The organism is Streptomyces sp. NPDC001920 (assembly GCF_053594495.1).
Genome location: NZ_JBSFEP010000004.1, coordinates 144,597 through 163,014, shown reverse-complemented (window position 1 = coordinate 163,014; position 18,418 = coordinate 144,597). Strand labels below are relative to the sequence as shown.

Annotated in this window: 19 protein-coding genes; 8 read left to right on the top strand and 11 right to left on the bottom strand. The window is 72.3% G+C overall.

Features of this window, described 5'->3' with window-relative positions; all coding sequences use genetic code 11:
- Positions 1 to 22 precede the first annotated feature (22 nt).
- The 4 genes from ACWCPI_RS08280 to ACWCPI_RS08265 form a co-directional block, all read right to left on the bottom strand.
- Positions 23 to 1,051 (bottom strand): SDR family oxidoreductase, encoded by a 1,029-nt coding sequence (locus ACWCPI_RS08280; RefSeq protein ID WP_451037336.1) that lies wholly within the window; start codon positions 1,049 to 1,051, stop codon positions 23 to 25.
- 76 nt (positions 1,052 to 1,127) lie between these two features.
- Complete coding sequence (locus tag ACWCPI_RS08275; protein ID WP_451037335.1) at positions 1,128 to 2,093, bottom strand: SDR family NAD(P)-dependent oxidoreductase; 966 nt, start codon at positions 2,091 to 2,093, stop codon at positions 1,128 to 1,130.
- A 295-nt stretch (positions 2,094 to 2,388) separates the two neighbouring features.
- Complete coding sequence (locus ACWCPI_RS08270) at positions 2,389 to 3,063, bottom strand: HAD family hydrolase (RefSeq protein ID WP_451037334.1); 675 nt, start codon at positions 3,061 to 3,063, stop codon at positions 2,389 to 2,391.
- Positions 3,064 to 3,155: 92 nt separating this feature from the next.
- Positions 3,156 to 4,193 carry a PHP domain-containing protein gene (locus ACWCPI_RS08265; RefSeq protein ID WP_451037333.1) on the bottom strand — a complete coding sequence of 346 codons (1,038 nt, stop codon included), beginning with the start codon at positions 4,191 to 4,193 and terminating at the stop codon, positions 3,156 to 3,158.
- 335 nt (positions 4,194 to 4,528) lie between these two features.
- On the opposite strand from ACWCPI_RS08265, the gene ACWCPI_RS08260 reads away from it, so the two are divergent.
- Together ACWCPI_RS08260 and ACWCPI_RS08255 are read left to right on the top strand one after the other, a co-directional pair.
- Positions 4,529 to 5,338: an SDR family oxidoreductase gene (locus ACWCPI_RS08260; RefSeq protein WP_451037332.1), complete on the top strand. Its 810-nt coding sequence runs from the start codon at positions 4,529 to 4,531 to the stop codon at positions 5,336 to 5,338.
- A 73-nt stretch (positions 5,339 to 5,411) separates the two neighbouring features.
- Entirely contained in the window at positions 5,412 to 5,648 is a 237-nt protein-coding gene (locus ACWCPI_RS08255) for a hypothetical protein (RefSeq protein ID WP_451037331.1), read from the top strand.
- A 210-nt stretch (positions 5,649 to 5,858) separates the two neighbouring features.
- On the opposite strand, the gene ACWCPI_RS08250 is transcribed toward ACWCPI_RS08255, so the two are convergent.
- Together ACWCPI_RS08250 and ACWCPI_RS08245 are read right to left on the bottom strand one after the other, a co-directional pair.
- Positions 5,859 to 6,686: an MOSC domain-containing protein gene (locus ACWCPI_RS08250; RefSeq protein ID WP_451037330.1), complete on the bottom strand. Its 828-nt coding sequence runs from the start codon at positions 6,684 to 6,686 to the stop codon at positions 5,859 to 5,861.
- Positions 6,687 to 6,701: 15 nt separating this feature from the next.
- Complete coding sequence (locus ACWCPI_RS08245) at positions 6,702 to 6,884, bottom strand: hypothetical protein (RefSeq protein ID WP_451037329.1); 183 nt, start codon at positions 6,882 to 6,884, stop codon at positions 6,702 to 6,704.
- Positions 6,885 to 7,071: 187 nt separating this feature from the next.
- Here ACWCPI_RS08245 and ACWCPI_RS08240 point away from each other — a divergent pair, with 187 nt between their 5' ends.
- Positions 7,072 to 7,848: a sulfite exporter TauE/SafE family protein gene (locus tag ACWCPI_RS08240; RefSeq protein WP_451037328.1), complete on the top strand. Its 777-nt coding sequence runs from the start codon at positions 7,072 to 7,074 to the stop codon at positions 7,846 to 7,848.
- Between the two features lie 21 nt (positions 7,849 to 7,869).
- Here the strand turns inward: ACWCPI_RS08240 and ACWCPI_RS08235 are convergent, their stop codons facing one another.
- The gene (locus ACWCPI_RS08235) at positions 7,870 to 8,520 is read right to left on the bottom strand and encodes a VanZ family protein (protein WP_451037327.1); all 651 of its coding nucleotides are present in this window, start codon (positions 8,518 to 8,520) and stop codon (positions 7,870 to 7,872) included.
- A 245-nt stretch (positions 8,521 to 8,765) separates the two neighbouring features.
- A complete protein-coding gene (locus ACWCPI_RS08230; protein ID WP_451037326.1) occupies positions 8,766 to 9,428 on the bottom strand; it encodes a DUF4230 domain-containing protein in 663 nt (220 codons plus the stop codon).
- 180 nt (positions 9,429 to 9,608) lie between these two features.
- Between ACWCPI_RS08230 and ACWCPI_RS08225 the strand changes: the two genes are divergently transcribed.
- Entirely contained in the window at positions 9,609 to 10,562 is a 954-nt protein-coding gene (locus ACWCPI_RS08225) for a ribose-phosphate diphosphokinase (RefSeq protein WP_451037325.1), read from the top strand.
- An 18-nt stretch (positions 10,563 to 10,580) separates the two neighbouring features.
- Here the strand turns inward: ACWCPI_RS08225 and ACWCPI_RS08220 are convergent, their stop codons facing one another.
- Complete coding sequence (locus ACWCPI_RS08220; RefSeq protein WP_388805296.1) at positions 10,581 to 10,961, bottom strand: anti-sigma factor antagonist; 381 nt, start codon at positions 10,959 to 10,961, stop codon at positions 10,581 to 10,583.
- Between the two features lie 151 nt (positions 10,962 to 11,112).
- Positions 11,113 to 11,550, bottom strand: coding sequence for a MarR family winged helix-turn-helix transcriptional regulator (locus ACWCPI_RS08215; RefSeq protein WP_451037324.1), 438 nt, complete (start codon positions 11,548 to 11,550; stop codon positions 11,113 to 11,115).
- Positions 11,551 to 11,653: 103 nt separating this feature from the next.
- Between ACWCPI_RS08215 and ACWCPI_RS08210 the strand changes: the two genes are divergently transcribed.
- Both ACWCPI_RS08210 and ACWCPI_RS08205 read left to right on the top strand, forming a co-directional pair.
- On the top strand, positions 11,654 to 13,105 hold the full coding sequence (locus tag ACWCPI_RS08210) for an aldehyde dehydrogenase family protein (RefSeq protein ID WP_451037323.1): 1,452 nt from the start codon (positions 11,654 to 11,656) through the stop codon (positions 13,103 to 13,105).
- Positions 13,106 to 13,130: 25 nt separating this feature from the next.
- Positions 13,131 to 14,237 (top strand): NAD(P)-dependent alcohol dehydrogenase, encoded by a 1,107-nt coding sequence (locus ACWCPI_RS08205; protein ID WP_451037322.1) that lies wholly within the window; start codon positions 13,131 to 13,133, stop codon positions 14,235 to 14,237.
- A 6-nt stretch (positions 14,238 to 14,243) separates the two neighbouring features.
- Here the strand turns inward: ACWCPI_RS08205 and ACWCPI_RS08200 are convergent, their stop codons facing one another.
- Positions 14,244 to 15,194, bottom strand: a complete 951-nt coding sequence (locus tag ACWCPI_RS08200; protein ID WP_451037321.1) for an NADP-dependent oxidoreductase — start codon at positions 15,192 to 15,194, stop codon at positions 14,244 to 14,246.
- Between the two features lie 71 nt (positions 15,195 to 15,265).
- Here ACWCPI_RS08200 and ACWCPI_RS08195 point away from each other — a divergent pair, with 71 nt between their 5' ends.
- Entirely contained in the window at positions 15,266 to 16,240 is a 975-nt protein-coding gene (locus ACWCPI_RS08195) for a GlxA family transcriptional regulator (RefSeq protein WP_451037320.1), read from the top strand.
- Between the two features lie 449 nt (positions 16,241 to 16,689).
- A complete protein-coding gene (locus ACWCPI_RS08190; RefSeq protein WP_451037575.1) occupies positions 16,690 to 18,417 on the top strand; it encodes an ATP-binding protein in 1,728 nt (575 codons plus the stop codon).
- Position 18,418: the final 1 nt, after the last annotated feature.

Here is an 18,418-nt window from a genome sequence, read left to right as displayed (position 1 = left end):
GTCGAGGAGCCCGCGGCGGCCGTCAGCCCACCTTGCGGCCCCGCAGCGGCTCCGTCGCCGCGCCCTCCCCGCGCTGCATCCCCTGCAGGAACTCCTCCAGCACCTCCGGCGCGGTCCGCTCCGGCCGCCAGCCCAGCTCCGTACGCGCGCGGGTGCAGTCCATCAGGGGCAGCCTGAGCACCGCGTCGAAAAGGTGCGGGGAAGCGGGCAGCAGGTGCAGCCCCCACGCGGCGGCGATCGCCGAGCGGGCCGCCGTACGCGGCAGCCGGATCCTGCGGGTGCCGAGCATCTCGCCCAGCAGGTCCGCGTCGACCGGCGGCTCGGCCGCGAGGTTGAACGCGCCCCGCACGTCGGACTTCACGGCGAGCTGGTACGCCCGGGCCGCGTCGTCGGTGTGCAGGGCCTGCACCCGCAGCCCCGGGACGTCGGGCAGGAACGGCAGCAGATCCGGGCGCGCGAGCGGCCCCGGCAGGAAGCGGCCGCCGAAGATGCGACGCTGCTCGCTCGCCGACTCCCGCTTGAACAGGAAGGCCGGCCGCATCCGCACCACACGCACCCGGGGGTGGGACCGGTCGAAGGCGTCCAGCGCCCGCTCCAGGTAGGCCTTCTCCCGGCAGTACGCGGCGTCCGGCCATCCGTGCGTGGGCCACGACTCGTCCACCGCGTGGTCCTTCGGGCCCGGCGAGTACGCGCCGACCGACGAGGCGTGCACCAGTGTCGGGACCTTCGCCGCGGCCGCCGCCTCGAACACGCGAATGCTGCCGAGCACGTTCGTCCGCCAGGTCGCCGCCGGATCGTGGGTCGGCTGGAAGGCCCAGGCCAGATGCACGACGGCCGAGGCGCCCTCGAAGAGGCCGGCCGGATCGGCCTGTTCGGACGCCAGGTCCACGGCGGCCCAGTCCGTCTTCGGCGGCGACCAGTCGGGGATCCGGCGGGCCAGCCCCAGGACGGAGCCGACCTCCGGATCCTCCGAGAGGAGCCGCACCACGCTCGTACCTACGTTGCCCGTGGCACCGGTGACCACGATCCTGCGGGCCGGTTCGCTGCTCACCTGCGGCTCCTTCCGAACGCGGTGGGGACGCGAGCCCGAGTACCCCCGCGGCCCGCTCACACGCTCCGGGCACACGTCAGGCGGCGAACGCGTCCACGCCCGTCAGCTCGGCCGACAGCGCCCACAGGCGGGCCGCCTGCGCCGGGTCGAGGGCCCAGTCCTTGACGCCGCGCATCGTGCCGTCCGCGGGCGCGGGCCCGGCGACCTCGCAGTCCTCCAGGTACAGGCCCCCCAGACCGGCCAGCAGGGGCGAGGTCGCCGCCCACACCTGGGTGGCCGCGCCCTGCTGCGGGGTCTTGAAACCGGCGGGGTTCAGCGGCGTGCCCTGCTCGTCGATCCAGCCACGCTCCACCATCTCCTCCCGGGCCAGGTGCCGCTGCAACGGCGTGAGGATGGCGCCGGGGTGCAGGGCGAAGGCACGCACGCCGAAGTCCCGGGCGAGCCGGTCCAGGTGCACGGCGAACAGGACGTTCGCGGTCTTGGCCTGCCCGTACGCAGCCCACTTGTCGTAGCCCCGGGTCCAGTGGACGTCGTCCCAGCGCATGCCGGTCAGGTGGTGGCCGCCGGAGGAGACGGACACCACGCGCGCACCGCCGGGTTCGAGAGCCGGCCACAGGCGGTTGACGAGGGCGAAGTGGCCGAGGTGGTTGATGGCGAAATGGGCCTCCCAGCCGGGCCCGACGCGGGTCTCGGGGCATGCCATCACCCCGGCGCTGTCGATGACGTGGTCCAGGGAGCGCCCGGAGGCGAGGAGGCGCTCCGCGAAACCGCGGACGCTCTCCAGGTCGGCGAGGTCCAGCTCGTCCACCTCGACGCCCGGCAGACCGTCCAGGGCCTTTCGCGCCTCGGCCGGACGACGTGCGGGGACGATGACACGGGCGCCGGCCCTGGTCAGTGCCCGGGTGGTCTCCAGGCCGATGCCCGAGTAGCCGCCGGTGACGAGGGAGAGCTTCCCGGTCAGGTCGATGCCCTGGAGGACGTCGTCCGCGGTGCTCGTCCCGTCGAAGCCGGAACCGATCCTGTGCTGCTGTTCGATGATCATGCCGGGAACGCTACGAATTGAAGTGCTCTCGAAGTCAAGGGGCGCCCGTCGCAAGGCCGCGGCAGAGGAAAGCCCCGACCGGACGGGGGATTCCGGTCGGGGCGGTCGAGGGTGGGCGCGGATGGCGGTCGCCTCTCGGCGAAAGGCTCCACAGGGCTTCAGCCGAACGATCGTCCCTGTGGGCGAAAGGTGAGGCCCGGGGACACTGTCCCATCCGCACCCACGTGTCGTTCAACGGGCAACGACCTTTGGGTGTTCCGGACTCCGGAGCGATTCGGGGTGATCCGCGTCACCCTCACCGGTCGGCCGGAACCTCGGCCAAAGGGCTGTCCGCCAGGGACGCGAGAAGGTCGGCCGGATCGTCGTAGACCGCCTGCGCGCCCGCGTCCACGAGGTCGGCCCGCGGGATGCCGCCGCACAGCAGGCCCACGCAGCGCACGCCGGCCAGGGTCCCGGCCCGCATGTCCCACACGGTGTCGCCGACGAAGACCGCGCGCTCGGCCGGCACCCCCGCCAGCTCCAGGGCGTGCTCGACGGGCTCCGGCGCGGGCTTGCCCTCCTGCACGTCGTCGGCGCTCGCGGTGGCGACGATCGCGTCGTCCGCGGAGATCGCCCGGCGCAGCGCGGTCAGCTCCGCCCCTCCGGCCGAGGTCGCCAGGACGACCCGCCAGCCCTCCTGGTCGAGGCGCCGCAGCAGGCGTCCGGCGTCCCGCAGCGGCGGCAGCCGGTCGAAGTACTGGCCGTACAGCGCCTTGTGGGCGTCGCTCAGCCCGGCGTCCTGGTCCTTGTCGCGGTCGTCGCCGAGGAGGTGGGCGATCAGATCGGTGGAGCCGAGGCCGACGGCCCGGTGGACGGCGTGCATGGGCACCTGGTGGCCCGCCTGCCGGAACGCCTCCCACCAGGTCGTCACGTGCAGGTGGTTGGTGTCGACGAGGGTGCCGTCGACGTCGAACACGGCCGCCCGTTCCATGTACCTGTCCTTTCCACGCCCGAGCATCCCCGCCCGAGCAGCCCTTCTCGCGTCGCATCCCGTGCCGCTGGACGTGCGGAACGAGTACCACGTCAGGCGCCCGCCACTCGGGACGGCGTCCGGCCCTCGCGCGTCCAGGCCAGCACCTCCTCCAGGGCCCAGGTGGTCACCACCCGCTCGGCCGGCACACCGCACTCCTGCGCGCGGGCGCAGCCGAGGATCTGCCAGTCCAACTGGCCGGGCGCGTGCGCGTCGGTGTCGACCGAGAACAGCACGCCCGCCTCCACGGCCCGGCGCAGCAGCCGGCGCGGCGGGTCGAGACGCTCCGGGCGGCTGTTGATCTCCACCGCCGTGCCCGACTCGGCACACGCGGCGAACACCTCGTCCGCATCGAACTCCGACTCGGGCCGCCCCCGCCCGGTCACCAGCCTGCCCGTGCAGTGCCCCAGGACGTCCGCGTGCGGATCCCGTACGGCCCGCACCATGCGCCGGGTCATGGAGCGGGCGTCCATGCGCAGCTTGGAGTGCACGGACACCACCACGACGTCCAGCCGCTCCAGCAGCTCCGGTTCCTGGTCCAGCGAGCCGTCCTCAAGGATGTCGCACTCGATGCCGGTGAGCAGCCGAAACGGCGCCCAGGTCTCGTTCAGCGCGGCCACCACGTCCAACTGCCGCCGAAGCCGCTCGGGGGACAGGCCGCGAGCCACGGTCAGCCGCGGCGAGTGGTCGGTGAGCGCCGCCCACTCGTGGCCGAGCTCCGCGGCGGTCCTGCCCATCTCCTCGATCGGGCTGCCGCCGTCCGACCAGTCGGAGTGCAGATGGCAGTCACCGCGCAGCAGCGCCCGCAACTCGGCGCCGTCCCGATGCTCGGGCGCCCCGGACTCCGCCTCCAGCTTCTCCAGGTACCCGGGCGTCCCCCCGGCCAGTGCCTCCCGGGCCACCTGGGCGGTCTTCGGGCCGACCCCCTTGAGTGACTCCAGCGACCCGGCCTCCGCCCGCTCACGCACCTCGTCCTCGGGCAGCTCGGCCAGCACCCGGGCCGCCGTGCGGAAGGCGCGGACGCGGTAGGTCGGCGCCAGGGACCGCTCCAGCAGGAAGGCGATCCGCTCCAGAGCCTGCACGGGGTCCATCGTCACCTCCTCCTCCAGAGTTCCCCAGGCGCACGGGGCCCGCACGACGGGCGACGCGCCCGGGCCGGGCTCGGGGCCGCTCGTGCTCCCGGGCCCGGCCCACCCTCCGGAACCGGGTCCACCGTGGCGGCGACGACCCGGACGTGGCGGTAGGCCGCCGTGTCAGGGGGGCCTGCGGCCGGGCCGACGCGATGGCGGCCCGCCCTCCGGCGCGGCGGTCGGCTCGGCGGCGGGCGGGCGGGCCGTTCGCCGGGTGCGGCCGGCCGTTTGCCCGGTACGGGCCCGGGTACTGCGATGGCTCATCGCCACCGGACCGTCCCCGAGGAGGCCCCGCCATGTCCGCACCCACCGCACCGCGCAGCAAGGTGGCCGTGATCACCGGCGCCGACTCCGGGATCGGCAAGGCCACCGCCGTCCGGCTGGCCCGGGCGGGCATGGACGTCGGCATCACCTGGCACAGTGACCTCAAGGGCGCCGAGGAGACCGCCGGGGAAGTCCGTGCCTGCGGGCAGCGCGCGGCCGTGGCCCGGATGGACCTCACTCAGCTGCCGGGCGCCGCCGACACCGTCGACGAGCTGTGCGACCGGCTCGGCCGGCTCGACGTCCTGGTCAACAACGCGGGGACGGGCACCATGACCCCCTTCATGGACCTGGAGCTGGACACCTTCCGCGAAGTCATCGACGTCGACCTGACCGGCCCCTTCCTGTGCGGGCAGCGGGCGGCGCGGCACATGGTCCGCCAGGGCGACGGCGGCCGGATAGTCAACGTCACGTCCGTCCACGAACACCAGCCGCGCGTCGGCGCCGGCCCCTACTGCGCGGCCAAGGGCGGCCTGGGGCTGCTCACCCAGGTCATGGCCCTGGAGCTGGCCGAACACGGCATCACCGTCAACGCGGTCGCCCCGGGCGAGATCGCCACGCCCATGACCGGGCAGGAGGACACCGACGTGCACACCGAGGTCCGCCCCGGCGTCCCGCTCGGCCGTCCCGGTGACGCCCGCGAGGTCGCCGCCGTGATCGCCTTCCTCGCCGGTCCCGACGCCTCCTACGTCACCGGTGCCTCCTGGAGCGTGGACGGCGGCATGCTGCGCATGGGGCCCCAGGCCGGCTCCCACCTCGGGGACGACGCGTGGCGCCGCCCCTGAGGCGGGCGGGACCGGGGCGCGCGGCCACGTCCTGGAGGAACCGTTGACGCGGGTTGCGCTCTACGCTCTATGCATGACCGAAATCGCGAGCCCGCACATGTCACAACCGCGGATCATGGTGCTCGGGGTTCAGCCGGGTACGCCTCCGTTCCGCATCATGGAGATCGACGGTGTGGTCGTCGGTATGGCGAAGACCGTCACCGACGTCCTGCAGACCGCCGCCGCCTTCGGCATCACGGTGCACGACCTGGACGATCCGGACGTGGTCCGCTGGGTCGGCGGAGACAAGTTCACCTGGCACCACCACTGACGACGGCCCGGGCCGGCCGACGGTCCACTTCGCTCGCCGCCGCCGGTGCTGGTCCGGATCCGCAGCCGGGTGCCGTCGGGCCGGGACGTCGCCGGTCACGAGAAGGCACGTGTCGGCCCGCGGGTCGACGCCGTCGAGGCGGCCCGAGACGTCCCTCTCCGGTCGGAACCGGCGGTGCACTCGTCCTCGCCGGGGCCCCTTCCGAGCGGCCTACAGTTCGGACGCCCCCCAAGCGGTGACGGTCACGTCGTCGCCCACGGCGACACGGCCGCCGCGCAGGACGGCGAACTTGGCGCCGAACGCCACACCCCCCTCGGCCGCCCGCCGGTAGCCGGCAAGGGTGCGCAAAGGCTCCGGACCCGCTCTGCTCCCGGAGTCCTGGTCGACCAGGGTGACCGCGCAGCGGATGGCGAGCTTCGCATAGCCCAGTTCCGCCTCGCCGACCTCGACGCGGTGGACGCGATCCTCCGTGTGCGGCTCGTCCCAGCCCTCGATCACGATGTTGGGGCGGAACCGGTCCAGGGGCAGGGGCCGCACCCCGCGTTCGGCGAGCCTGCGGTCGAGCAGGTCGAGGGTGGAGCGGGAAAGGACGTGCAGGGCGCAACTGTCGGCGTAGCCGGAGGTGCCCGGAGTCCTGCCGTCGGTCACCCGGTCGTGCTCCGGTGGCACCCGCACCAGACGGCTCGGCGTGCCCAGCACCTCAGTGAGCCATGCGGCCACCGCGTCACCCTGGTCGATCCCCGTATGGGCGGCGCCGAACAGGTCCACCGGCCGCCGGGGACCGGTGGTGTCCACCTCCAGGCGCAGTGACCCGCACCGTGGCGCGTGGAGGGTGAGCCGGGCCCCGTCGGCGCTGATGGTGGGGCGGATCAGCGCCAGCCGTGGATCGCGGCGCTGGGTGCGGAACCGGCCGTCCGGGTCGGTGACCATGAAGGTGCGGTCATGGGCGAGGCCGGCGGGGGTCAGCAGCGCCTCGGTGGCCGCCGTCCCGGCGCACCCTTTGACCGGGTAGTACGTCAACTCCGTGACACGTGGCATGAGTCGGGCCCCGGGTCAGCCGGTGCCCACGGCCGGGGTGCGGCCGTAGCGACCCGCGCGCGCAGGCGGTGCCGGCTGGCACCGTGGCGGACCGGCCCCGTCACCGCCCGCGGCGGCCGCGCGCCGGACCCCGTGGTCCTCATCGACGAGCGGACCGTCGAAGCGGTCGGCGACGGCGATCCAGGTCCGCTGATGCACAGTCAGTTCTCCTCGATGATGCGGTGAGTCACGTTCCGATGGTTGCCGGGCTCCGAGAAGAACCTACTGCGGGCGCGCGACGGGCCGAGCCGAGCACCTCCCCTTCGACCGCACCGCGGGCGCATCCGGCTCCCGGTCCCCGCACCCTCGGTCACCACGGAAGTGTTCGGTTCCTACGCTCCCACTCATGAACGCCGCACACCTGGGTGACATGCTCGCCGTCCTCGGCGCCGGCATCGCCGCGGGCGCCGTCAACGTCGTCGTCGGCTCGGGGACGCTGATCACGTTCCCCGTCCTGCTGGCGACCGGCCTGCCGCCCGTCACCGCCACCGTCTCCAACGCTCTCGGCCTGATCCCCGGCTCCATCAGCGGAGCCGTCGGATACCGGCACGAACTACGGGGCCTGCGCCGGCGCCTTCTGAAGTGGAGCGCCGGCGCCGTGCTCGGCGGCGTCACCGGTGCCGCGCTGCTGCTGGTGCTGCCCGCCTCGGCGTTCGAGAGGATCGTGCCGCTGCTGGTGGGGCTCGCCCTCGTCCTGGTCGTCCTCCAGCCGCTGATCAGCAGGAGGCTGCGTGCCCGCCGGGCGCGCGAGGGTAGACCCGCACGCCCCGACGGCGGCCTCATGCTGCTCGTCGGCCTGAGCCTGGCCAGCGTCTACGGCGGCTACTTCTCCGCCGCCCAGGGCATCATCTACGTCGCCCTGATGGGCATGCTCCTCGACGACGATCTGCAGAGCCTCACCGCCGTCAAGAACGTGCTCGTCGCCGTGGTCAACTCCGTGGCCGCGCTCTTCTTCCTCGTCGCCGCTGACTTCGACTGGACGGCCGTGGCCCTCCTCGCCGTCGGATCAGCGGTCGGCGGCCACCTCGGGGCCGGCATGGGCCGCCGTCTGCGCCCCGCGGCCCTGCGCGCCTTCATCGTGGTCGTCGGCACGGTGGCCGTCGTCCAGCTCACGCTGCGCTGAGGCCGTCCGGTGGACAGGGCCCTATGCGCGTCGCTCGCGGGAGTGCACGGCCCTGCTCAGCCGCCGGCCCAGCACCAGGTAGCCGATCAGGGCACCGGTGGTGTTGAGGATGACGTCGTCGATGTCGAAGGCGCGCCCCGTCACCAGGGCGCCCTGGGCGAACTCGACGAGAAGCATCACGGTCGCCGTCAGCAGAAGGACCCGCAGGACCCCTCGGGTCCGGGGGGCGACGACCGGCACCAGGATGCCGAACGGAACGCCCAGCAGCAGGTTCCCGCCGATCTGCCGGACCGCGTCGCGCAGTTCGGGCTGGTCCAGATAGGCCCGCAGGGAACGGCCGGGCCGCAGGTTGGTGTGGGTCAGTGCCTCGGAGGCGGGCGAGGGTTGCAGGGTGAGCTTCGCCAGGACGACGGCGAAGGCGACCATGAACGCGAAGGCGCAGACCATCGCCACGAGGCGGGCGAGGACACGCAGGGGACTGCGCGCCGGGCGAGGGGCGCCCTTCGGTTCGGGGGAGAGTTCGGACCGGGCGCGCCGTCCGAACCGGGTGAAGCCCCTCGATGCCGCCCGACCGGCCGTCGGCTTCGCGCCGCCGCCGGCCTCGGCGGCGCCCCGGGGCCTGGGAGTGCTGGGGTGCAACGCGGCACGCGAACGTGAGGTTCCCCGAGCCATGCGGTCCTCCAGTCTTCAACTGCCCTTGGTGGTAAGGCGATTACCCCGGCATCGCGTGGCGATGCGCCGGGCCCGCGGCCGGTCGCCGACTCGGCCGGTTCCCGACGCTGCCGGGGTACTGCGGGCGGTGCCCCGAGTGCCGCCGCCCTTGTCACCAGGGGCGGTGTTCGCCATCCACGCGGGGCCCGGCGCGCGCTGCGGCCGCACCGGGCGGAGCCGCGAGCACATCCAGTACCTGGAAGGGGTCAGTCCCCGTACCTCACCTTCACCTCCTTGAAGCCGAGGGAGTGCAGCAGGCCCTTGAGCATGGCGGTCGTGTTGGTCTCGGCGCGCGCGGTCAGCTCGCTCTGCTCGGCGGCCTCGCCGATGTGCTGGACCGCCAGCTTCTGCACGGCCTGTTCGCTGTTCGGGTTGTCCGAGAAGAGATCGCCGAGACGGTCGAGGAGACCGCGCTCCTTGGACACGGCGTAGGAGCGATCGGGGTCGAGGGACGGCTTGCCGAGGGCGGCGTGCGGCAGGCGGAGCGTGGCGGACGTACGGTCCTCGTCGACCGTGACGTCGTCCTCGCCGACCTTGCCCAGGTCGACGTAGGCGTCCACGGTGCCCGCGCCGACGTACAGGGTGCGGGTGCCGCGGATCGCGTCGGGCAGGAACTTGGCGTCCTTCTCCAGATCCACGACGATCTGGAAGTTGCCGGAGGCGGCGTCGTAGCGGCTCATGTCCTGGATGGACTGGAGCAGTGCGGGTCCGGAGCGGTCTTTGGTCTCGGTGCCGAACAGGTCCTTGAGGCCGGGGAGCACGCTGAACCGGATCCCGGCGAAGAGGACGACGAGCACCACCACGAGGGCGGTCACCGCCTTCGCCCAGCCGGGCATGCGCTGGTTGATGCGCTTCATGGGAGTCGTCATGTCGACGTTCCTCCTTCCCTGCTCTTCGGATACCCCCAAAGTCCTTGCGGGACCGGTCCGTTGGCAGATCGGTGTCCCGACCGGTTGCCGGGACGCCCCTGCCCCGAGGTCGGCCGCAACGTTTCTGCTGAGGTCAGTAGCATGAGTGCGCCACCCGAATGATCATGCGAGGAGCGGATCGTGCGAGAGATCGCCGTGTTCAGCGGTAGTGCCCACCCCGAACTGGCGGCGGAGGTCTGCACGCACCTGGGGGTGCCGCTCAGTCCCAGCCGGGTCAGCCGGTTCGCCAACGACTGCCTAGAGGTGCAGCTTCAGGCGAACTGCCGGGAACGGGACGTCTTCCTGATCCAGCCGCTGGTCCGGCCCGTCCAGGAGCACCTCGTCGAGCTGCTGATGATGTGCGACGCCGCGCGCGGGGCGTCGGCGCGCCGGATCACCGTCGTCATGCCGCACTACTCCTACGCCCGCTCCGACAAGAAGGACGCGCCCCGCATCTCCCTCGGCGGCCGGCTCGTGGCCGACCTGATGGTGGCGGCCGGTGCGAGCCGCGTCCTCGCGATGACGCTGCACTCGCCGCAGGTGCACGGCTTCTTCACGGTGCCGGTCGACCACCTGCACGCGCTGCGCGAACTCGCCGCGCACTTCCGGCAGTACGACCTCTCGCGTACGACCGTCGTCTCCCCGGACCTCGGCAACGCCAAGGAGGCGGCGGCGTTCGCGCGGATGATCGGCGCCCAGGTGGCCGCCGGTGCCAAGCAGCGGTTCGCGGACGACCGGGTCAGCATCAGTTCCGTCATCGGCGACGTGGCCGACCGGGACGTCATCGTGCTGGACGACGAGATCGCCAAGGGCAGCACCGTCCTGGAACTCCTGGACCGGCTGCGGGAGTTGGGGCCGAGGTCGATCCGGGTCGCCTGTACGCACGGCCTGTTCGCGTCCGGCGCCCTGAAGCGGATCGGCGAGCAGCCGGACGTACTGGAGATCGTGTGCACCAACACCGTGCCGGTCCCCGCGCAGGAGCGCACCGACAAGCTGCGGATCCTGTCCATCGCCCCGGCGCTCGCCGAGGCCGTGCGCCGTATCCACAACGGGGAGTCCGTCAGCGCCCTTTTCGACGCGCAGGAAGGGGTGTGAACGACCGGCTCGGGCGCCTCATGACGTGCCGGACGTCGCCTCCGACTGGTCCAGGGCCGCGTCCGGCGTCGGATGCGGGGGCAGCAGGCGGGCGAGGCCGGTGATCCTGAGGACGCGCAGGGTGAGCGGGTGGGTGCAGACCAGGAGCAGCCGCCCGCCGTGGTCCAGGACCCGGCTGCGGGCCCGGAACAGCAGGCGCAGCCCGGAGCAGTCGAAGAACTCCACGTTCCTGAGGTCGATCACGATCCGGGCGTCGGGGTCGGTGGTCACCCGGTCCAGGTAGGGGGTGATCTCCACCGCCGACGCGATGTCGATCTCGCCGTGCAACTCCAGCACCGTATGGCCCCGGTGCCGGTGGACGCGCAGATGCCGACTGAACGGCGCAGGACCTTGCTGCACGACGACATCGCCTCCAACCAGCTCACTTGGGCAGCTGCTCAAATCCAGTCCCCGCACTGCAAGTTACCCTCGATTGAGCGAATCTGAGCATGTTCGATTGACATATGTCTTCGAATTGCGGCAGAGGCTTCGCCGGATGTCCGGAACGTGGCTACGACAGTGCGTGCCATGCCCTGGAGAGCGCCTGGCGGAACTGCTCCGTCTGATGGACCGTGAGGTCCCGCACCATCCGCTCCTCCAGCTCCCGTACCGGCCCCTCGTGCCGGGCGAGTACGTCGCGGCCGGCGTCGGTCAGCAGGATCAGCAGCTCGCGGCGGTTGCGCGGATTGCGCTCCCGGCGGACGAGTCCGCGGTTGTCCAGGCTGCGCACCAGATCGGCGATCGACTGGGCCGTGACGAACGAGTCGCGGGCCAGTTGCGCGGCCGACAGTCCGTCGTGCCGCTGCAGGACGGTGAGCGCGGTGTACTGCAACGCCGTGATCCCGGACGGCTTGACCAGTTCGTCCAGGTGGGAGCGCACGACGAGCTCCACCTGTTTCACCATGTAGAGGAGCGACGGAGCTGCCTTGGTCACCTGTGCGTCCCGCATGGGTTCAGCGTAGAGCATTGACAGGAAACCTGTCCGTAATGAGACTGCCGAACAACAGGAATCCTGTTTGTTGAAATCTTGGCGACGGAGCTGAGGAGTGGCGATGACCACCTTCGAGATCGAACCCGGCCGGTTGTTCGTCGGGGGCCGGTGGCGCGAGGCCGCCGACGGGGCGCGCACCGAGGTGGTCGATCCGTCCCGGGGCGCTGTCCTCACCACCGTCGCCGACGCGGGCGCCGCCGACGTGGACGCGGCCGTGCGCGCGGCCCGGGACGCCTTCGACGACGGCGCCTGGTCCGGGCTCAGCGGCCGGGAGCGGGGCAGGGTGCTGCACCGGGTCGCGGCGCTGATCCGGGAGAACGCCGACACCGTCGCCGAACTGGAGAGCCGCGACGTCGGCAAGCCCATCACACTCGCCCACGCCGTCGACGTCACCAACGCCGCCAACGACTACGAGCACTTCGCCGCCCTCGCCCACGCCCTGGACGGCTCCGTCCGGGACACACCGATGAACGCCCTCGCCTACGTCCGGCGCCGGCCGCTCGGCGTGGTCGCGGCCATCACCCCGTACAACTTCCCGCTGATCCTGGCCGGTTCCAAGATCGCCCCGGCGCTCGCGGCCGGCAACACGGTGGTGCACAAGCCCGCCGAGGAGACCCCGCTCAGCGCTCTGTACATGGCCGAGCTCTTCAAACGGGCCGGTGTCCCCGACGGCGTCGTCAACGTCGTCACCGGCGGACCCGCGGCCGGTGAGGCGCTGCTGCGGCACTCCGGTGTCGACAAGGTCGCCTTCACCGGCTCGACCGCGGTCGGCCGCAGGGTCGCGGCCGTCGCCGGTGAGTTGCTCAAGCCCGTCACCATGGAACTCGGCGGCAACGCGGCCCACCTGGTCTTCGAGGACGCCGACCTGGAGAAGGCCGTCGGCGCGATCATCAAGGGGTTCGTCTTCAACACCGGACAGTTCTGCATGGGCGGACCGCGGCTGCTGGTGGCGCGGCAGGTCTACGGCACCCTGCTCGGCATCCTCGCCGACGCCGTGCCCGGCGTGCCGCTCGGCGACCCCCGCAAGCCCGAGACCGTCATCGGCCCGATGGCGGGGGAGCGGCATCTGCGCAAGGTCGAGGAGTACGTCGACATCGCCCGCAAGGAGGGCGGCCGCATCGTCTGCGGCGGTGAGCGGCTCGACCTGGACGGCGGCTACTACTACAAGCCCACCGTGATCGCCGACCTGCCCAACGACTCCCGCGTGGTCCAGGAGGAGATCTTCGGCCCGGTCCTCACCGTGCAGCCCTTCGACTCCGAGGACGAGGCCGTCGAGCTCGCCAACTCCACGCCGTACGGACTTGCTTCGGGCGTGCAGACCGGCAACCTGGCCCGCGCCCACCGCATCGCCGACCGGCTCGACGCCGGCATCGTCTGGGTCAACGACTGGGCGATGCTCGACCCCGCCGTCCCCTTCGGCGGTGTGAGGGACTCCGGCTTCGGGCGCGAGTACGGGCCCGAGGCGCTCGACGCCTACACCACCACCAAGTCCGTCGTCGTCTCGCTCGACTGAGCGCACCGCGAAGGAGATCCGCCCGATGTCCATCCCCACCCGTGCCGCCGTCGTCGAGTCCGGCGGAGCGAGCTTCACCCTGTCCGGCGTCGAACTCGACGAACCCGGACCCCACGAGGCCGTCGTCCGCATGGTCGCGGCCGGCCTGTGCCACACCGACCTCGGCGTGGCGAGCGGCGGACTGCCCTTCCCGCTGCCCGGCGTCCTCGGCCACGAGGGCGCGGGTGTCGTCGAGGCCGTAGGGACGGCCGTGACCGGCGTCGCGCCGGGCGACCACGTCGTGCTGTCCTTCACCTCCTGCGGCGACTGCCGCAACTGCCGGGCCGGTCACCCCGCATACTGCGCGACCTGGCTGCCGCTGAACCTCATCGGCGGCCGCCGGGCCGACGGCACCGCCACCATCAGCCGGGACGGCCAGGCCCTGGGCGGCCACTTCTTCGGGCAGTCCTCCTTCGCGGAGCGTGCGCTGGTGGACGAGCGCAGCCTGGTCAAGGTCGACCCGGAGGTGCCCCTCGCCTCCATCGCCCCGCTGGGCTGCGGGGTGCAGACCGGAGTGGGCGCCGTCTGGAACGTACTGAAGCCGGACACCGGAGCCACCATCGTCGTCCTCGGCGCCGGAGCCGTCGGCCTGTCCGCCGTCATGGCGGCCACGATGACACCCGCCACGACCGTCGTCGCCGTCGACCGGGTCGCTGAACGCCTCGCGCTGGCCAGGGAGTTGGGCGCCACCCACACCGTCGACGCCGGGGCGTTCGACCTCGGCGAGGCGCTCGCCGGGATCACCGGCGGACACGGAGCCGACGGCGTGGTGGAGACCACCGGCAACGTCGGCGTCCTGCGCCGGGGCGTCGACGCGCTCGCGGCTCGCGGCACCCTGGTCGTCGTCGGCGCCCCGCCCTTCGGTACCGAGGTCGGCCTCGACGTCAACGGGCTGCTCGGCGGCAAGCGGGTCGTCGGCCTCACCCTCGGTGACGCCGAGACACAGACCTTCGTCCCGGCCCTGGTCGCCCTGGTGAAGGAGGGGCGGCTCCCGCTGCACCGCCTGATCAGCACCTATCCGTTCGCGGACATCGACCAGGCGGTGCGGGACATGGGCGCGGGCAAGGCGATCAAGCCCGTGCTGACGTTCTGACCGAGGTCAGTCCATCACGAGGACCAGCTTCCCCGTCGTCCGGCCGGTGTCGCCGAGCGCATGCGCCTCGGCGGCATCGGGCAGCGGGAACGTCCCGGCGATCGTGGCGCGCAGCCTGCCCGCCTCGACCAGTTCCGCGATCGCGGTCATGCCGCTGTGCGAGGAGTCGACGAGCATCCGCAGCGACCGGACGCCGAGCCGCGCGGCTTCCTCGTGGAAGTCGTCCGAACCGACCGGCAGGATCGACACCACGAGCCCGCCCGGCCGCAGTACGCGCAGTGACCGCGTCGCGTTGTCGCCGCCGATCGTGTCCAGGACGACGTCGACGTCCTTCACGGCCTCGGTGAAGTCGGTCTCCCGGTAGTCGATCGCCTCGTCCGCACCGAGCCCGCGCAGGAACTCGTGCTTGCCCGCGCTGGCCGTACCGATCACATACGCGCCCTTCGCCTTGGCGATCTGCACGGCCACGTGCCCGACCCCGCCCGCGGACGCGTGGATCAGTACGCGCTGCCCCGGCCGTACGTCGGCGTACTCGACGAGGGCCTGCCACGCGGTCAGGGAGACCAGCGGCAGCGCGCCCGCCTGGATGTGGTCCACGGAGGCCGGCTTGTGCGCGAAGACGCGGGCCGGGGCGGTGACGTACTCGGCGTGCGAGCCGTGGCCGAACGGGTACGACAGCATGCCGAAGACCTCGTCTCCGGGCTTGAACCGGGCGACTCCGACGCCGACCGCCTCGACCACGCCGGAAACGTCCCAGCCGAGGACGAAGGGCGGCTCGCCCAGGAAACCGCCGGTCGCGCGGTGCTTCCAGTCCGTCGGGTTGACGCCCGCGGCGCGTACGCGGACCAGTACCTCGTTGGGGCGCGGCTCGGGCCGCTGGAGTTCCACTTCCTTCAGGACCTCGGGACCGCCCAGAGTGTCCTGGCTGATGGCTCGCATCGTCTTCACAGTGCTCATGGTGAAACAGCCTGCCCGGGTCCGCCGCCCCGGGAAATGGCACGATTGCCAACCTTCGATAGGATCGTGCCATGCGGATGAAGCGAAGCGGAGACCGGCGGGTGGAGCGGGTCGTCGTCCTGGCCCTGGACGGCGTCTACCCCTTCGAGCTGGGCATCCCCAGCCGGATCTTCGGCGCGGCCGACGGCCGGTACGAGGTGCTGACCTGCAGCGTCGACGGCCGGCCGGTGCGCAGCAACGCGGACTTCACCATCGGGGTCCAGCACGGCCCGGAGATACTCGCCACGGCCGACACCGTGGTGGTCGCCTCCATGGCCGTCCCCTGCATCCCGGCGGAGCTCCCCGTCGAGGTCGCCGACGCCCTCGCCCTGATCCGCCCGGACGCACGCATCGTGTCCATCTGCACCGCCGCCTTCGTGCTGGCCGCCGCCGGCCTCCTCGACGGCCGCAGGGCGACCACGCACTGGCAGGTGACCGAGCCCTTCCGCCGCCGCTTCCCCCACGTCGACCTGGATCCGGACGTCCTCTTCGTGCACGACGGCCGGATCCTCACCTCGGCCGGCGCCGCGTCCGGCGTCGACGTCTGCCTGCACATCGTCCGCACCGACCACGGCAGCGAACTCGCCAACGCGGTGGCCCGGCGCTGCGTCGTGCCGCCCTTCCGGGACGGCGGCCAGGCCCAGTACATCGAGCAGCCGGTCCCGGCCGACGGAGCCGCGAGCACCGCCGCCACCCGCAGCTGGGCGCTGGAGCGCCTGGCCGAACCGCTCACCCTGGCCGACCTCGCCGCCCACGCCCGGATGAGCATGCGCACCTTCGCGCGCCGCTTCAACGAGGAGGTCGGCCTCAGCCCCGGCCGCTGGCTGATCCAGCAGCGCGTGGCCCGCGCCCGCCATCTGCTGGAGTCCAGCGATCTGTCGGTCGACCGGATCGCAGGCCAGGTCGGCTTCGCCACCGGCGCCTCCCTGCGCCAGCACCTGCACGCCGCGATCGGGGTGTCACCGCAGACGTACCGCCGTACGTTCCGTACGACCGCGGCCCGATAGGGCCGCCGCGTACCGGCCACCGGGATCAGCAGCTCCGTCGGATCGGCGCACTGCGACCGGCAGCGGGCGCACCTCCTCGGACTCGGTGCCCACCGCGACCGCGGGCTGTACGCCCGCGACCCCGGCGGCGTCCTCGCCCCCGGCATGCTGCGCGTCGAGGCCTGCCCCCGGGTGAAGGACGGCGTGGGCTGCCAGTGAGAACGACGCCGTTTTCTCCAACTGTGCAGATCCGTAAAGGCATTTGTCGATGTATGCGCTCTTGGCTGAGAGTGACGGAACCCTCACTTCCGTCAAGGTGCGCGGTTGATCCTTTTGCGTTCAAACCCGATAAGCTCCCGTTCGGCGCTGCGAGTTGACTCGGTCGTGATCGGTCATCCCGCGGTGCGTACTCATGAGTGCGATCGCCTTGCACACCCCCCCTTGATCGATCGTTGCCTCGAAGGATGCAGATGGAACTCGCCACTCCGCCCCCGGCGGCGCGGCCCCCTGTCGCCTGGTACAGCTGGTGGCTGATGCCATTGGCTTTAGGAGGTGGGACGGTTGCCGCCACGTTCATGAGCTCGGAGCGAATAACCGCCGCCGTCGCCGGCGCAGCGGCGACCGCGGCAAGCACCGTGTGTGTACGTCTCCTGCTGCGCACCCGGATGCAGCTGCGCAAGGCCGAAGGCGACTTCCGCGCCTCGCAGGCCGAGCACTCGCAGCAGTGGCAGCACCACGTGGCGGGCCTGGAGCGGAAGTTCAGCGCCGACCGCGCCGCCCTGGAGGGCCGCCTGGCCGAGCAGTCCGGAGCCTATGAGGCCCAGTTCGCCGAGCAGGCCCGCGCGTACGAGGAGCGGCTGGCCGAGGAGAGCGCCTCCTACGAGGAGCGGATCACCGCCCAGGCCAAGTCCTACGAAGCGCAGCTCGCCGACCAGGCCGAGGTCTGGCAGGAGCAGCTGGCCCACCAGCTGGCCGCGGTCACCCGGCTCGCCGACGAGCAACTTCCCGACGCACTGCGCCAGTTGCGTGAGGGCGAGGCCATCGACGACATCCTGCCGACGGTCAACCAGTGCGCGAAGGTCGGCGTCGAACTCCAGACGAACCTGCGCAAGCTGCTGCGCACCTCGCTGATCGCCGTCGAGGAGGAGTTCGACCGCTCGACCGCCGCCGAGCAGGCCGTGATCAGCATCGGCAACCGCATCCACGTCCTGACCAGCAAGCTCCGTGGCCGACTGCACGAGATGCAGGGCGAGCACGGCCGGCTGCCGGCCGTCGCCCGGGGCCTGATGGAGCTCGACCAGGCGATCGGCCCCGCCGACTGTCTCGCCGCCAGCATCGGCGTGCTCGGCGGCTCGGACCGGCCCGGCCGGCAGTGGCAGGAGCCGCAGCGTCTGCTCAGCGTGGTCCGCGGCGGCATCGGCCGGATCAAGGACTTCCACCGGATCGACGTACGCCATCTGCCCGAACTCGGCGTCGACGGCGGCCTGGTGGACCACCTCACGCTGATCTTCGCGCACCTCCTGGACAACGCGGCCCGCTACTCGCCGCCCACCGAGCCGGTCACCGTCTCCGGCAAGGAGGTCCCGAACGGCGTCGGCATCGAGATCCAGGACTCGGGCAAGGGCCTGAGCGAGGAGAAGAAGCGCGAGGCCGAACACGCCCTCGCCGGCACCGCGCCCGGTGCGGGCCTGGGCGGTATCTCGGAGGACGCCAACATCGGCCTCCGCGTCGTCGGCGCCCTCGCCCGCCGCTACGGCATCCGCGTCACCTTCGCGGACTCGCCGTGGCTCGGCACCTCGGTCGTGGTCGTGGTCCCGCACAAGTACTTCAGCCCGCTGCCCGCGGCCGCCTCCGTCACCCCGGCGGCGACCGCCCCGACGGCACAGGCCGCCGCGGCCGCACCGGTCCGCGAGCAGGGAACCGCCGCGGCGGCCCCGGCCGACACCGCCGAAGCCGTGGACACCACGCCCGGCGGCCTGCCCCGGCGCCGCAGCAAGCGCCACGAGGCGGCCCGTCACGAGCCGGCCCAGCGTCCGGAGCGGACCGAGGAGACGACGTCCGTCGCCGCCGTCCCGCCCGACGCGTCCTTCGCGGGCCTGGCCGCCTTCGCCACCGCGGGCCGCGAGCCCGGTGCGGAAGGCGCGACGGCCGACGGCCGCGAGTCCACCGAGCAGCACCGCACCGAAGAGAGCGACTAGT

What these genes read in the sequence shown, in the direction of transcription:
- ACWCPI_RS08275 (WP_451037335.1), bottom strand. Translation starts at nt 2,093, where the DNA reads ATGATCATCGAACAGCAGCACAGGATCGGTTCCGGCTTCGACGGGACG.
- ACWCPI_RS08270 (WP_451037334.1), bottom strand. Translation starts at nt 3,063, where the DNA reads ATGGAACGGGCGGCCGTGTTCGACGTCGACGGCACCCTCGTCGACACC.
- ACWCPI_RS08265 (WP_451037333.1), bottom strand. Translation starts at nt 4,193, where the DNA reads ATGGACCCCGTGCAGGCTCTGGAGCGGATCGCCTTCCTGCTGGAGCGG.
- ACWCPI_RS08260 (WP_451037332.1), top strand. Translation starts at nt 4,529, where the DNA reads ATGTCCGCACCCACCGCACCGCGCAGCAAGGTGGCCGTGATCACCGGC.
- ACWCPI_RS08255 (WP_451037331.1), top strand. Translation starts at nt 5,412, where the DNA reads ATGACCGAAATCGCGAGCCCGCACATGTCACAACCGCGGATCATGGTG.
- ACWCPI_RS08250 (WP_451037330.1), bottom strand. Translation starts at nt 6,686, where the DNA reads ATGCCACGTGTCACGGAGTTGACGTACTACCCGGTCAAAGGGTGCGCC.
- ACWCPI_RS08240 (WP_451037328.1), top strand. Translation starts at nt 7,072, where the DNA reads ATGAACGCCGCACACCTGGGTGACATGCTCGCCGTCCTCGGCGCCGGC.
- ACWCPI_RS08235 (WP_451037327.1), bottom strand. Translation starts at nt 8,520, where the DNA reads ATGGCTCGGGGAACCTCACGTTCGCGTGCCGCGTTGCACCCCAGCACT.
- ACWCPI_RS08230 (WP_451037326.1), bottom strand. Translation starts at nt 9,428, where the DNA reads ATGACGACTCCCATGAAGCGCATCAACCAGCGCATGCCCGGCTGGGCG.
- ACWCPI_RS08215 (WP_451037324.1), bottom strand. Translation starts at nt 11,550, where the DNA reads ATGCGGGACGCACAGGTGACCAAGGCAGCTCCGTCGCTCCTCTACATG.
- ACWCPI_RS08210 (WP_451037323.1), top strand. Translation starts at nt 11,654, where the DNA reads ATGACCACCTTCGAGATCGAACCCGGCCGGTTGTTCGTCGGGGGCCGG.
- ACWCPI_RS08205 (WP_451037322.1), top strand. Translation starts at nt 13,131, where the DNA reads ATGTCCATCCCCACCCGTGCCGCCGTCGTCGAGTCCGGCGGAGCGAGC.
- ACWCPI_RS08200 (WP_451037321.1), bottom strand. Translation starts at nt 15,194, where the DNA reads ATGAGCACTGTGAAGACGATGCGAGCCATCAGCCAGGACACTCTGGGC.
- ACWCPI_RS08195 (WP_451037320.1), top strand. Translation starts at nt 15,266, where the DNA reads ATGCGGATGAAGCGAAGCGGAGACCGGCGGGTGGAGCGGGTCGTCGTC.
- ACWCPI_RS08190 (WP_451037575.1), top strand. Translation starts at nt 16,690, where the DNA reads ATGGAACTCGCCACTCCGCCCCCGGCGGCGCGGCCCCCTGTCGCCTGG.